16 protein-coding genes are annotated in these 13,890 nt (G+C 48.6%); 3 read left to right on the plus strand and 13 right to left on the minus strand.

Going from position 1 to position 13,890, the window contains the following annotated elements; genetic code table 11:
• Positions 1 to 9 precede the first annotated feature (9 nt).
• Positions 10 to 99 (minus strand): cytochrome bd-I oxidase subunit CydH, encoded by a 90-nt coding sequence (gene cydH, locus VPR01S_RS23145; RefSeq protein ID WP_040902277.1) that lies wholly within the window; start codon positions 97 to 99, stop codon positions 10 to 12.
• A gap of 175 nt (positions 100 to 274) precedes the next feature.
• Between cydH and VPR01S_RS05275 the strand changes: the two genes are divergently transcribed.
• The 3 genes from VPR01S_RS05275 (at position 275) to VPR01S_RS22605 (ending at position 2,930) form a co-directional block, all read left to right on the plus strand.
• Complete coding sequence (locus tag VPR01S_RS05275) at positions 275 to 868, plus strand: outer membrane protein (protein ID WP_021704279.1); 594 nt, start codon at positions 275 to 277, stop codon at positions 866 to 868.
• 503 nt (positions 869 to 1,371) lie between these two features.
• Complete coding sequence (locus VPR01S_RS05280) at positions 1,372 to 2,835, plus strand: sodium-dependent transporter (protein ID WP_021704280.1); 1,464 nt, start codon at positions 1,372 to 1,374, stop codon at positions 2,833 to 2,835.
• On the plus strand, positions 2,835 to 2,930 hold the full coding sequence (locus tag VPR01S_RS22605) for a MetS family NSS transporter small subunit (RefSeq protein WP_156008662.1): 96 nt from the start codon (positions 2,835 to 2,837) through the stop codon (positions 2,928 to 2,930). The genes VPR01S_RS05280 and VPR01S_RS22605 overlap by 1 nt, the downstream gene beginning before the upstream one ends.
• A gap of 55 nt (positions 2,931 to 2,985) precedes the next feature.
• On the opposite strand, the gene VPR01S_RS05285 is transcribed toward VPR01S_RS22605, so the two are convergent.
• The 12 genes from VPR01S_RS05285 to fabD all read right to left on the minus strand — a co-directional run bounded on the left by VPR01S_RS05285 (position 2,986) and on the right by fabD (position 13,826).
• Positions 2,986 to 3,402: a hypothetical protein gene (locus tag VPR01S_RS05285; RefSeq protein ID WP_021704281.1), complete on the minus strand. Its 417-nt coding sequence runs from the start codon at positions 3,400 to 3,402 to the stop codon at positions 2,986 to 2,988.
• 178 nt (positions 3,403 to 3,580) lie between these two features.
• Positions 3,581 to 4,036, minus strand: a complete 456-nt coding sequence (locus VPR01S_RS05290) for an RDD family protein (protein ID WP_021704282.1) — start codon at positions 4,034 to 4,036, stop codon at positions 3,581 to 3,583.
• Positions 4,036 to 5,652 carry a PTS transporter subunit EIIC gene (locus VPR01S_RS05295; RefSeq protein WP_021704283.1) on the minus strand — a complete coding sequence of 539 codons (1,617 nt, stop codon included), beginning with the start codon at positions 5,650 to 5,652 and terminating at the stop codon, positions 4,036 to 4,038. Before VPR01S_RS05295 ends, VPR01S_RS05290 begins: the two co-directional genes overlap by 1 nt.
• Positions 5,653 to 6,098: 446 nt before the next feature.
• Complete coding sequence (locus VPR01S_RS05300) at positions 6,099 to 6,866, minus strand: TatD family hydrolase (protein WP_021704284.1); 768 nt, start codon at positions 6,864 to 6,866, stop codon at positions 6,099 to 6,101.
• On the minus strand, positions 6,857 to 7,825 hold the full coding sequence (holB, locus tag VPR01S_RS05305; protein ID WP_021704285.1) for a DNA polymerase III subunit delta': 969 nt from the start codon (positions 7,823 to 7,825) through the stop codon (positions 6,857 to 6,859). The genes VPR01S_RS05300 and holB overlap by 10 nt, the downstream gene beginning before the upstream one ends.
• Positions 7,822 to 8,457, minus strand: a complete 636-nt coding sequence (gene tmk, locus VPR01S_RS05310; protein WP_021704286.1) for a dTMP kinase — start codon at positions 8,455 to 8,457, stop codon at positions 7,822 to 7,824. Before tmk ends, holB begins: the two co-directional genes overlap by 4 nt.
• Positions 8,457 to 9,470: an endolytic transglycosylase MltG gene (gene mltG / locus VPR01S_RS05315; RefSeq protein ID WP_021704287.1), complete on the minus strand. Its 1,014-nt coding sequence runs from the start codon at positions 9,468 to 9,470 to the stop codon at positions 8,457 to 8,459. The genes tmk and mltG overlap by 1 nt, the downstream gene beginning before the upstream one ends.
• Positions 9,464 to 10,270: an aminodeoxychorismate lyase gene (gene pabC, locus VPR01S_RS05320; RefSeq protein WP_021704288.1), complete on the minus strand. Its 807-nt coding sequence runs from the start codon at positions 10,268 to 10,270 to the stop codon at positions 9,464 to 9,466. The genes mltG and pabC overlap by 7 nt, the downstream gene beginning before the upstream one ends.
• A gap of 76 nt (positions 10,271 to 10,346) precedes the next feature.
• Positions 10,347 to 11,588 (minus strand): beta-ketoacyl-ACP synthase II, encoded by a 1,242-nt coding sequence (gene fabF, locus VPR01S_RS05325; RefSeq protein WP_021704289.1) that lies wholly within the window; start codon positions 11,586 to 11,588, stop codon positions 10,347 to 10,349.
• A gap of 91 nt (positions 11,589 to 11,679) precedes the next feature.
• A complete protein-coding gene (gene acpP, locus VPR01S_RS05330; RefSeq protein WP_021704290.1) occupies positions 11,680 to 11,916 on the minus strand; it encodes an acyl carrier protein in 237 nt (78 codons plus the stop codon).
• A gap of 223 nt (positions 11,917 to 12,139) precedes the next feature.
• Positions 12,140 to 12,874 (minus strand): 3-oxoacyl-ACP reductase FabG, encoded by a 735-nt coding sequence (gene fabG / locus VPR01S_RS05335; protein ID WP_040902298.1) that lies wholly within the window; start codon positions 12,872 to 12,874, stop codon positions 12,140 to 12,142.
• 28 nt (positions 12,875 to 12,902) lie between these two features.
• Entirely contained in the window at positions 12,903 to 13,826 is a 924-nt protein-coding gene (gene fabD / locus VPR01S_RS05340; protein ID WP_021704292.1) for an ACP S-malonyltransferase, read from the minus strand.
• Between the last annotated feature and the right edge of the window lie 64 nt (positions 13,827 to 13,890).

The raw sequence follows: 13,890 nt of genomic DNA on the forward strand, positions 1-13,890 counted from the left end.
TGAACGGACTTAGTGAGTAATGGCAACCAGTCCAAATCCTATCAGGATGGCAAAGATTGTCACAGTGATCACTAAGGCATATTTCAGATTCGATTCCATCTCTTACCTCCAACTCGCCATTAATAAGCTTGCGGAAACACCCGCAGCCTATGGTGTAAATGTAACAAAGTAATAACACCCATGTGATACATGTTCAATATTTGTCTTTTTTCTGTGCGGAATTATGCAGTTATCATCACACTTACTAAGGACTTCTGACTCACAAGGACAGCTTATGTGCAAACATTACCTGACGGTTTCAGTTCTCGGTTTGTTAAGCTTCGCTTCTCCCGGCCAGGCGCAGTCGTACATTACGCCCTGGATAGGGTACACATTTGGCGGCGAAGTCGAAAACCAAGACGGGCACCATTACGACATTAAGGGCTCAGAGAATGTTGCTTTTTCTGTCGAGACTGACATTCAAACCGGTAGAATTGGGGTGTTCTATGCGTACCAAAGCAGTGAGATTGAACACGTTAAACTCGATTCCAAAGTGCATTACCTGCAGTTTCAGAGCAGTCTCTACTATCCGATTCAACCCAACTTCTCCTCCTACCTTGGTTTAGGTGTCGGCGGGTCGTACATTGATGCGAAATGGGTGGATGATCAGTACGGGTTTTCAGCCAGTATTTTTGGCGGGGTACAGTATGACTTAACCCAAAACCTATCCTTGAACGGGCAATTCCGCTGGCTGGGAACGGTGGTTGACAATGACACCACGGCCGCCTGTACCTTGCCTACCAGCGAGAGCGATTCTTGTCTGATCCGTTTCGAAACAGACTGGATGAACCAGTTTTCAACCAACATAGGTTTGGTGATGCGATTTTAACTGACCAGGTATGACCAGTATTGTTACCCAGTATATTGAATTCATTTCAGGGTAATACATCGACAGAGTGTATGTTTTTCAGTCATACGCTCTTTTTATTTATCAAGTGTTTTTCTCCAAATCCACCCTCACCCAGCAGCAGTAACCGCTGACCAATCACACTCTTTCGATAAATTTGATTACATACAATCCAAATTAACAACTATCATACTAAATGAATACTGATAAATAACATTTACAATCTATTGCTTTAACTGGATTAAATCGCTAGTCTTTAAAGCATGCGCAGCTGAATATTTCAGACTCCGCAAACACACATCGAACAATTAAGAACAATATTCTGAGTTTTCTTAGGTTAAACAAAACAATAAACCAACCTTAAGCGATATCATGGATGATAAAGCGACCAGGATGCGGCAAGCCAGTCTTCCTTCCTTTCACTTCCTTATATCTGCGAAAACCTAAGAAAAGCTTCATTTCTCAGGAAGTTAAAGGAGTTATCTATGAAGCGAGAACAGTGGGGATCCCGAGCTGGATTTATTCTGGCCGCAGTGGGATCTGCAATTGGTTTGGGGAACATCTGGCGTTTCCCGTATATGGCCTACGAGAATGGTGGCGGTGCATTTTTTATTCCTTACCTTTTTGCCATGATTACCGCAGGTATCCCATTTATGATCCTGGAATTCTCCATGGGTCAGAAGTACCGGGGGTCGGCGCCTGCCACACTGGCACGAATCAACTCAAAATTTGAATGGCTTGGCTGGTTCCAGGTGGGGATCGCGGCAGTGATCGCGGTGTACTACGTAGCGGTGATTGGCTGGGCGATTTCGTACTTTGGCATGTCGTTTACCCAAAGCTGGGGCACCGACACAAACGCCTTCTTCTTCAGTGAGTACCTCGCTCTGGGCGACAACTCACCAACCAATCTAGGCAGTATTCAATGGAAGATCGCGATTGCGATGTTGATTGCCTGGGGAATCACTTACGCAGCCATCGCCGGCGGTGTCAAATCGGGTATTGAGCGAGCATCTAAGATCATGATGCCGATCCTGTTTGTGATGGTTCTGGTACTGATTGCTCGCATGATTTTCCTTCCAGGGGCGCTGGATGGCGTGAACTATATGTTCGAACCTGACTTCAGTAAAATCTGGGACGTAAAAGTATGGGCAGCGGCCTACGGCCAAATCTTCTTTACTCTGAGTATCGGTTTCGCAATCATGTTGGCGTACTCAAGCTACCTGCCTGAGAAGTCGGATATTACCAACAACGCGTTCATGACCGTACTGATCAACTGTGGCTTCTCTATCCTCGCCGGTATTATGATCTTCTCGGTTTTGGGATACATGGCTCAAGAGCAAGGTAAACCGCTCACTGAAGTCGTTTCCGCAGGTGTTGGCCTGGCATTTGTAACTCTGCCGGCCGCCATCAACCTGTTGCCCGCCCCCTACATTCTCGGCCCACTGTTCTTCCTGGCCTTGGTTGTTGCGGGTTTAAGTTCACATATTTCAATCATGGAAGCCGTGACCTCGGCGATCATCGACAAATTGAACTGGAGCCGTAAAAAAGCCGCCTCAGTGGTCGTCGGTGTTGGGGTGGTTATTTCGATGGCCTTCGCCACTAACGGCGGTCTGTTGCTGCTCGACCTGGTTGACCACTTTGCCAACAACGTCGGCATCATGGTTGGTGGATTCGTTGAAATTGCTCTGATGGCCTGGATCATGAATAAAGTGAGCGAAGTTCGGGAGTATGTTAATCAAATCTCTGATTTTGCCATCACTGGCTGGTTCGATATTTGTCTGCGTTTCATTACTCCGGTCATGCTGGCGATCATTCTGGCCACCAAATTGCAAACCCTACTGACAGAAGGGTATGGTGGTTACGACCTGACTCTAGGTTGGGTTATGATTGCCGTCCTGTTGGTTGTCGGTCTGGTGATTAACATTTCAAGCCGCAAGGAGGCACAATAATGACGACTGGTGCAATTATCATGATGGTTCTTGGCCTTGGTATCACCTGGGGCGGCGCGTTTATCTGCATTAAACGAGCGATGGACAAGCAATAAATAACTCCACACAAAGAAAATGCCGGCAAATGCCGGCATTTTTTATGAGTGGCGATCAGAACGTGTATTTCACACCAACGGCCCCGCCCAGCTGCAGTTCTGGTCCTGAGTATAAGTTTAATTCAGGGTGGATCTGACCATACACATCCCAGCCTTTACTCACCTGCCAGTTCAGGCCAAGTGGCACACGCGCCCCGAAGTCATCGTTATCGTCCCAGTCAACGTAACCACCGACACCAACATACCAGGTAAAAGGTACATTCGCATCGAAGCTGCCACGAGTCAGAATGTAATCAAACGCCCCGCCCTCATTACCGACGGTAAAACGATACTGGTTCCCCAGTTCTGCCACGGCGCTCAATCCTTTGTCCATAGCTAAACCTAAAGACAGCTTATCCGGCGTCTGCGCAGTTCCGGCAGCCATGGCCGAAAGCGGGCACAGAGCCACAGCGAGTAAACATGCTTTTTTCATACGAAGAAGCCCTTCTGTAGTGATAAATCGTCACTATTTATAGCTATCTCACTAGCAAGACGTGTCAAACAAACGTAAGAGCCTGGGCAGAATAATGAGTAGCAGGTCAATTTTACTGTGGACGGGATCTGGATAGACAATAACAAAAAGCCCGCTGAGGCAGCGGGCTTTGACAATATCACGCTCTTTTAAGCGCTCGGGTTTCATGCAAGGGCTCGGCATCATAAACATACAACTGAAGACCGGCGTACGCTGCATACATCCCGAGTGTTGCGCAGAAAAGAACGATCTTTTCTTTCTCACGGGACAAATAAGCAGACAAATCCTTTTGTTGTGTCGCCTGACCGCTATCCACTCTCAGCAGATACTTACCCAGCGACTTGCCTATCAGGTTGTAACAGATAGCGCAGTAACCAAGGTATATCGCGATAAAGACCAGCAGCATTCCCAACACCATCAGCAACAAAATCGGCAGTGCAATGTCATCGTTCAACGACAGGCCGGAGGTTTGTTCACTGAAAAGCCCGGAAACCAACAACATCAGAACCGACATCACAACCTGAGTGAACATCTTGGCGATCATCAGGTCGATGATAAAAGCGCCGGTTCGTCTGAATTTGTCACCAATACTCATTACTTGCCAAGTAGCGAGTTGATTTGAGCTTTGTAACCTGCAGCTTCAGCGCCGTAGATTGCCTGAATACCAGTGTCGCCCACTTTCACCAGACCACGAGCTCCCAGCTCTTGAGTCCAGTAATCGTTATCTTTCACTTGGTTAGCATCTTTAACAGAGATACGTAGACGCGTGATACACGCATCAACATCAACGATGTTATCAGCACCGCCCAGAGCTTCGATCATCAGTTTCGCTTTTTCGTTATCGCCCGCACCGCCTTTTGAAGCGTGGTAGTCTTTCTTCGATACTACCGCAACAGCGCTACCTTTACGGCCAGGTGTTTTCACATCAAACTTCAGGATGTACCAACGGAACACAAAGAAGTAAATGAATGCGTACGCGATACCAACCAGAGGAATGTAGAACCAGTTGTTGTCAACGCCCGTCAGGCCTGGAAGCATACCGAACAACGTAAAGTCAATGAAACCACCACTGAACGTCATACCCACTTTCACGTTCAGGATATCCATCAGCATGAACGACAGACCAGCCAGAGGTACGTGAATCGCGTAGTACAGTGCAGGTGACAGGAACAGGAAGGTAAATTCGATTGGCTCTGTGATACCAGTTAGGAATGCAGTCAGAGCAACAGAGAACAACAGACCACCTGCCGCTTTCTTGTTTTCATCATCCGCCAGTGTGTACATCGCGTAAGCCGCTGCAGGCAGACCGAACATCATGAACGGGAACTTACCAGTCATGAAGTTAGTTGACGTAAATTGTGAGAAGTCGCCATTTGCCAGAGAGGTAAAGAAGATGTTCTGGGTACCTTTGATCAGTTCGCCTGCGATTTCAGCTGTACCACCGATCTCTGTCTGCCACAATGGCAGGTAGAATACGTGGTGCAGACCAACAGGGATCAGCGAACGTTCAATGATACCGAAGATCAGCGAGGCAATGTAACCGTGACCAGCAGTTGTCATCTCACCCAGCGCTGCACCGATAGCACCGAATGCCGCACCGAAGAATGGCCAGATAAAGGTCAGAACGATACCGTAGAACAGAGCAGCAAACGCACTGATGATTGGCACAAAGCGTGCGCCACCGAAGAAGCCCAGGTAATCAGGCAGTTTCGCATCGTGGTATTTGTTGTGCAGAACAACAGTAATGGCACCAGCGATCAAACCACCAAATACACCCATACTCAGTGTGTTTGAGATACCCAGAATGTCAGCCAGTACGCCAGGGTATTCGCTGCCCATCAGTACCACAGTGTTAGTATCCAGGTTGATCATGTGCGCAACAACCAGCGTTTTCGCGATTGCAACGTTCATTACCAGGTAAGAGATCAGCGCTGCCAGTGCCGCTGCGCCTTTTTCAGCACGTGCGAAACCGACGGCAATCGCCAAAGCAAACATGACTGGCAAGTTCGCAAATACGATACCACCAGCGGCTGTCATTACTTGTAGGAAGCTGTTTAACAAGCTTCCGTCTTGAAGCACACCGATGTTGTACGCTTCAATCATAGTCGGGTTGGTAAAACTACCGCCGATACCCAGCATGATACCCGCCGCAGGCAGCAGTGCTATGGGTAACATAATGGCTTGTGAAAGTTTACTAAAGAAACCTTTCATACGTTTATGCTCCTGATTAAGTTATTAGAATTGTTGGGTTCTAACGGCACACCCCCGTAGCCTAAATGTTAGCACCCAATGAAAATGTAACCACGTATTGCATTATATTTTCCGGCTCTAAATATATCTTGATGGTCCTCAAACTTTCTAGCCAGTTACGAAAATAAGTTTCAAAGTAATAGACAGATCACAGTCCCTTTTTGCCTCTGTAATGGTTTTCAGACAATATAAACAGATGATTAATAAGAACTTTATTAACAAGACTATTAATTTTAGTGGGTAAATAAAATCGATCGCATTGTTATTTTATGTAACAAAATTACATTTTGAGCTATCTCACCTCTCAGCTTCAACATTTTTAGTAAACAAGCCAAAAGTTAACCAATTCAGTGAGCCCAACTACAAAAAAAGACGCCGAAGCGCCTTTTTTATCACTTTATTTTTTTCTATCGCAAAAAAAGATTTTTAAAGTTCTGGGTGGCTTTTTCACCGACTTCGTTCAATGATACGCCTTTTAATTGGGCAATATATGCAGCAACTTCCACAACATAAGCGGGCTGGTTCTGCTTGCCCCGATGTGGTACGGGAGCAAGATACGGCGAATCCGTTTCAATCAGTAAACGTTCCAGAGGCAATTGTTTGACCACCTCTTTCAGCTCTGTCGCCTGACGGAACGTTACGATACCGGAAATAGAGATATAGAACCCCAGTTCTATCGCAGCCTGCGCAAACGCCAAGTCTTCAGTAAAACAGTGAATCACGCCACCACAACGCTCAGCGCCGCCCTCACGCAAAATACGCAATGTATCTTCACGCGCATTGCGGGTATGAATAATCAAAGGTTTATTCAGTTCAACGGCCAGATCAACCTGCTGTTGAAACCGGATTTTCTGTAACTCGGCAGTCTCTGGCTGATAATGGTAATCCAGCCCGGTTTCCCCAATCGCCACCACTTTAGGATGACGCGCGTACTCCTGTAACCGTTCAAGAGAAAACTGACTTTCGACATCCAATGGATGGACACCACAAGAAGCGTGCACATAGTCATACGTTTCTATCATCTTGAGCATGGCCGGGAAGGAGTCCAAAGTCACCCCCACCGAAAGAAACTCTTTTACATTAGCTTGCTGTGCTTTCGCCAGCACATCAGCGACATTGTTATGCAGTTCCTGGTAATCCAGTTTGTCGAGATGACAATGCGAATCTACGAACATGCGTCCTCATTCAATTTAATTAACCAATTCATAATCAACAGCTCAGCATTCAGGCCCGAGTGCGTGTCCAGTTGTTCCAGCAACTGACTCAGCGATTGCGTATGCTGATACAACACATTATAACCGACCTGCTGTGCCAGCACCTCACTGCCTGGCGTCGCATGCGACTCCGTCAGGCCAAAGTGACGCTTTTGGGCATCTACAAGTAAAAACCACACCCAACGCAAACGAATCAACGGCGCCTCTGCTAGCAACTTAGCCAAGGCAAACACATCGAATCCCGGAGTACCAAGTGCCTGACAAAAATGCCGCTCAACCTCCTGGTAGGCCTCAACCCAGCCCTGTTCGACAAATGCCTGAGTAGCCAAAGGCGCGTTATCATTGATATACGCCACGTATTCCGGTACCGGCTGATTCAGGTTATGTTTTAACCACTCACTGACCTGCTCCGCAGAGGGTGCAGTAAGGTGCCACTGTTGGCAGCGGCTGACAATCGTCGGTAACAAACGGTTCGCTTTCGCGGCAACCAGTAGAAACACACATTGTCTGGCTGGGGATTCCAGTGTTTTAAGTAACGCATTGGCCGCTGCTTCGTTCATCGCGTCAGCCGGTTCTACCACAATCAAACGGTAACCGGACAACTGAGATGATTCCTGAGCAAAGCGATTGCACTGACGGATCTGATCCACGATGATATTTTTACCGGGCTGCTCAGGCTGGATCCGGTGATAATCCGGATGGCTTTCAGACGCCATCAACTGGCAACTGTGGCAAAACCCGCACGGCTCCGCCTCAAAATTGGAACACATCAGCGCTTTGCTAAAGTGCTCTGTCAACGCCTCAGCACCCAGCCCAGGCGGAGCCACCAACAGCCCCGCGTTACTCAGCCGGCCTGATGTCAGGTTGGCTTTCCACGTTTGCCACATCGGCTCGAGCCAAGGGTAACGCATTTCGCTCATGACTGTTCACCCAGCCATTTCAGCAAGGCTTGACGGATATCCTCCGCCACCTGCTCAATACTTTGTTCAGCATTAATAATGACCACACTGTCATCTGCCCGGGCCAGTTCCAGATAGCGTGCGCGTGTGCGATCAAAAAAGCCGATGTCCATTTTCTCTATCCGGTCAAGCTCTCCGCGACCACGCGCCCGCTCTAACCCTACTCGCGGGTCCAAATCGAGATACAAAGTAAAATCCGGTTTGAAGTCCCCCAGTGTGGTCTGCTTCAATGACAGCATCAACTCTGGTGAAATTTGACGTCCACCGCCCTGATACGCCTGGGAAGACATGTCGTGACGATCGCCAACTACCCACTGACCTGCGTCTAGTGCGGGTTTAATCACATTTTCGACCAGTTGAACACGAGCCGCATACAGCAACAGCAACTCGGTCATGTCCTGTAAGACTTCACCTTGATGCTCTTCTTTGATCAGCGCTCGCATTTTCTCGGCCAGACGTGTACCACCCGGTTCGCGAGTTTGAGTGATCTGCACGATACCTGCCTGATGCAAGGTGTCGATAACTGACTGGATGGCGGTGCTTTTTCCGGCACCTTCCAACCCTTCAATAACGATAAATTTTGGCTCTGTCATTATTTACTTCTTAATTGCTTCAAATACGCCCGAACAGCACGGTTGTGCTCGTTGAGAGTTTTGGAAAATACATGCCCACCGTTCCCGCTGGCCACAAAATAGAGATAGTGACTGTCTTCCGGATTAAGTGCCGCCTGAATCGATGCTTTCCCCGGCATCGCAATCGGTGTCGGCGGCAATCCGAAGATCACATAGGTATTGTAAGGTGTTGGCGTGCGGAGATCTTTTTTACGAATATTGCCGTCATACTTCTCACCCATTCCGTAGATAACGGTGGGATCCGTTTGCAGACGCATCCGCTTATTGAGGCGATTCACAAATACAGCGGCCACCCGCTCTCGTTCGGAGGCAACCGCCGTCTCTTTCTCAATAATTGACGCCAGAATCAATGCTTCATAAGGCGAGTTCAGAGGCAATTTGTCCTGACGTGCTTTCCAGGCGCTATCCAAAACGTTTTCCAGTTTGACGTGCGCGCGGCGCAAAATGTCCAGATCACTGGTACCCGCGGTATAGTGATAAGTTTCCGCCAGGAATAAACCTTCCAGCCTACTTTGCTCGATACCCAGCTTTTCAGCAATCTGGGCTTCACTCAGTTCGCCAGTCTGATAATTAAGCTGAGGTGCACTGGCCAGCGCACTGCGCCACTCTGAAAAACGGCTGCCTTCGACAAAAGTAATCGAAAACTGATATTCCCGGCCGTTGATCAGCGCCTCCAACGCCTGTTTTAACGTATCACCGGTTTGCAGTTCGAAGGTACCGGCTTTCACGTGCGTCAACTCCGGCTGAAGATGCCGTACCAGACGAGAGACTGGATGACTTTTTATCCAGCCTTTGTTGCTCATGCTGGCCAATACCGTATCCAAACGGCTGCCAGAATGAACCGTAATCAATTGATTGGATTCGATATTCAGTGGCTGGTTGAGAAACTGGTCCACTTGTTTAAACACAAAAAATACAGTACCGGCGGCCAGAACAGCCAATATCGCCAGCAATACAGTGATCTTCTTTAGCACGAGTTAAGACTCTCCTGAAAACGTCGTGTAATCGCGCCGATGGAATAATAATGATGCCCGATCTGTGTGACGGGCGCGACGCCGAGGATCGAGTTGGTCATAAACACTTCCTGTGCCTGTTCAAGGTGCTCTAGGTCAAACTCTCCCATCACCACGTTTAGCTGCAACGACGGCGTTTTCTCAATCACCAAACGACGAACAACCCCAGACACTCCCGCAAAGTCTAACGAGGGAGTATAAAGAGTGTTCCCCTTCACCCAAAACAGATTCGCCATGGTGGTTTCCACAACATGGCCGTTGATGTCCAGCGCGACGCCGTCCTGGTAGCCGGCCTGATCCATTTCTGCTTTCAACAGTATCTGCTCAAGCCGGTTGTTGTGCTTGTGCCCGGCCAGCATTGGGTTGACCCCCAAGCGGCGGTCACACACCCCAAGCTGCACGCCGGTATCGGTAAATGCCGCATAGTGTAAGGGGTAAGAGAAATGGCTAATGGTCACATTGGGTGATGTCATGCCTGCCGGGCTATACCCACGTCCGCCACTTCCCCGAGTCACATGCAGCTTCAGTCCAGCCCGTTCATCGTTCAATGCGGCTTCTTGCAACCAAAGGTGCACCTGCTCCCAGTCCGGCAGTGGAATATCCAGCAAGTTGAGGCAAGCTTCCATACGCTCAATGTGCAGTGACCAATGTTGGATTTCCCCCCCCACGGTCAGCATGGTGGTGAAACAACCGTCACCGTACTGAAAAGAACGGTCGGTGATAGTAATGACGTTACTCGGTCTTCCGTTTACCCAGAACATTTTGGTACCCCATAAAAACAAACGGCTTAATGCTAAGCATCAAGCCGTTTTAACACAAGTGTGCGGTACGATTCTGTTAAATCTTTTTAAAGATCAAAGAACCGTTGGTACCACCAAAGCCAAATGAGTTACAGATCGCGTACTCCATTTGCACTTCTTTCGCGGTGTGTGGCACTAAATCGATGTCCAGACCGTCTTCTGGATTGTCCAGGTTGATAGTCGGAGGAACGATTTGCTCAACCAGCGACAATACCGTGATGATCGCTTCAACAGATCCTGCAGCACCCAGCAAGTGGCCCGTCATAGACTTGGTTGAAGACACTTTAACCTGTTTTGAACCGGCTTCACCCAGTGCACGCTTAATGCCTTTGATTTCAGCCACATCGCCTGCTGGAGTAGACGTACCGTGAGCGTTCACATAACCGATCTGCTCACCGTTCACACCAGCATCACGCATCGCTGCTTCCATAGCCAGTGCACCACCCGAACCGTCTTCGCTTGGCGATGTCATGTGGTAAGCATCACCTGACATACCAAAACCAACCAGTTCAGCGTAGATTTTTGCACCGCGCGCTTTGGCATGTTCGTACTCTTCCAGTACCATCATGCCTGCGCCGTCACCCAGAACAAAACCATCACGGTCTTTATCCCAAGGACGAGACGCTTTTTGCGGCTCATCATTACGGGTCGACAGCGCTTTCGCAGCACCAAAACCTGCCATACCCAGCGGAGTTGACGCTTTTTCTGCGCCACCAGCGACCATGGCATCGGCATCACCGTAAGCAATCATGCGTGCCGCATGACCAATGTTATGTAGACCAGTCGTACAGGCAGTTGAGATCGCGATGTTCGGACCGCGCAGACCACGCATGATAGAAAGGTTACCCGCCACCATGTTTACGATGGTCGAAGGAACAAAGAATGGGCTAACTTTACGTGGGCCTTTTTCTACCAATGCAGAGTGACCGGTTTCGATCAGGTCCAGTCCACCGATACCAGAACCAATCGCAACACCTACGCGAGCTGCGTTTTCTTCGGTAACTTGTAAACCTGAATCGTCAAGAGCCTGTATACCAGCGGCGATGCCATACTGGATAAACAGATCCATTTTACGGGCATCTTTTTTGGACATGTACTCTTCGCAGTTAAAGTCTTTAACCAGACCTGCGAAACGAGTTGAGAAATTGGTTGCATCAAAGTGGTCGATATTTACGATGCCACTCTGACCTGCCAGCAGGGCTTTCCAAGATGATTCTACAGTGTTGCCTACCGGTGACAACATACCCATGCCTGTGACAACAACACGACGCTTGGACACGATATTCTTCTCCGGAAATGAAAATGGTTCTATGAGAGGTATAGAAGTGATTAAAAAACACAGGCGGCCAGAGGGCCGCCTGGGAGAGAGATTACTGAGCGTTGCTAGTTACGTAGTCGATAGCAGCTTGAACAGTAGTGATCTTCTCAGCTTCTTCGTCAGGAATTTCAGTGTCGAATTCCTCTTCCAGAGCCATAACCAGCTCTACGGTGTCTAGAGAATCTGCACCCAGATCGTCAACGAAAGAAGCTTCGTTTTTAACTTCTGCTTCGTCTACGCCCAGCTGTTCAACAATGATTTTCTTTACGCGTTCTTCGATGTTGCTCATTTTTCTTTTCCTTTACAGATGTCGCCTAATGCGATGATTCCGTAGTTTATTCGAACTATTGAAAGTTGCAAGGGGGTCCTTGCTGGTCAAACCACAAATTTAGCGAATTTAACCGAAATTCAGTACATTTTTGACTTAAATCATGCACAAATCTTGCGCATGCCTATATCGAACTTTACAGTTTTTTGACCGTTTAACCAGCCAAAAGTTGCGAGTTCGAGGATTAAACCATGTACATACCGCCGTTAACGTGCAGGGTTTCGCCCGTAATGTAAGCCGCTTCTGGAGAGGCAAGGAATGCCACTGCTGAAGCAATCTCACGCGGGTCACCCAAACGACCTGCTGGTACTTGTGCTAGTGTAGCAGCACGTTGCTCGTCATTCAGCGCTTTTGTCATGTCAGTTTCTATGAAACCTGGTGCAACTGTGTTCACTGTCACACCACGCGATGCAACTTCACGTGCCATTGACTTCGTAAAGCCAATTACGCCCGCTTTTGCTGCTGCGTAGTTTGTTTGACCAGCGTTACCCATGGTACCCACGACTGAGCCCACGTTGATGATGCGGCCATTGCGTTTTTTCATCATACCGCGCAGGACGGCTTTAGACAGACGGAAAATAGACGTCAGGTTCGTGTCCATGATGTCGGTCCATTCATCATCTTTCATCCGCATTAGCAAGTTATCACGTGTGATACCGGCATTGTTGATCAGAATGTCGATGCCACCAAACTCATCATTGATGCTTTTCAGTACCGATTCAATCGATTCAACATCAGTCACGTTCAGAGCAAAACCTTTGCCGTTTGCCCCCAGGTATTCACTGATCGCAGCCGCACCATTGTCAGACGTTGCTGTACCGATAACGGTCGCACCGCGCTCAACCAGCAATTCTGCAATAGCACGACCGATACCACGGCTTGCGCCAGTCACCAGAGCAATTTTGCCTTCTAGATTCATCATGTTCGTTTTTCCTATGATCTGTAAATTACTTAGCGGCTTCTAATGAGGCAATATCATTCACTGCCGCGCCGCTGAGTGTCTTCACGATACGTTTCGTCAGACCAGTCAGTACTTTGCCCGGACCAACTTCAAGTAATTTCTCTACGCCCTGTTCACTCATCAGCTGCACACTCTCTGTCCAGCGGACTGGGCTGTATAACTGGCGCACCAGCGCATCTTTGATTTTCGCCGGATCCGTTTCGGCAACAACGTCAACGTTGTTAATCACTGGCAATTGAGGGGCGTTAAATTCGATCGCTTCCAAAGCCACCGCCAGTTTCTCGGCTGCGGGCTTCATCAATGCACAGTGGGAAGGCACTGAAACCGGCAGAGGCAGCGCGCGTTTGGCGCCCGCTTCTTTGCACAGTACGCCGGCACGTTCAACTGCATCTTTGCTGCCCGCGATCACAACCTGACCTGGCGAGTTGAAGTTCACTGGTGAAACTACTTCACCTTGTGCCGCTTCCTCACACGCTTTTGCGATGGTTTCATCGTCCAGGCCGATGATGGCATACATTGCCCCGGTACCAGCTGGCACGGCTTCTTGCATCAGTTGACCACGCCGTTCAACCAGTTTGATGGCTTGTTTAAAGTCAATCACACCAGCACATACCAACGCAGAGTACTCACCCAGGCTATGACCAGCCAGGTTGGCAGGTTGGCCAAGTTCAAGCTCTTGCCATACACGCCAAATCGCCACCGATGAAGCAAGCAAGGCCGGCTGAGTGCGGAAAGTCTGGTTGAGATCTTCTGCAGGTCCATTTTGAACAAGCGCCCAGAGGTCGTAACCCAGTGCTTCAGATGCTTCTGCAAATGTTTGTTTTACTACGTCATATTGTTCGCCTAGCTCGGCAAGCATACCGACAGCTTGTGAGCCCTGGCCCGGAAATACGATAGCAAACTTGCTCATGTTATTGTCCTTTAAGCAAAGTAAGAAAGAATAAGATGCACCGATGTGCATCTTAAATTTTTTA

Origin of the sequence: Vibrio proteolyticus NBRC 13287 (genome assembly GCF_000467125.1) — a bacterium.
In the GTDB taxonomy this organism is placed as follows: domain Bacteria; phylum Pseudomonadota; class Gammaproteobacteria; order Enterobacterales; family Vibrionaceae; genus Vibrio; species Vibrio proteolyticus.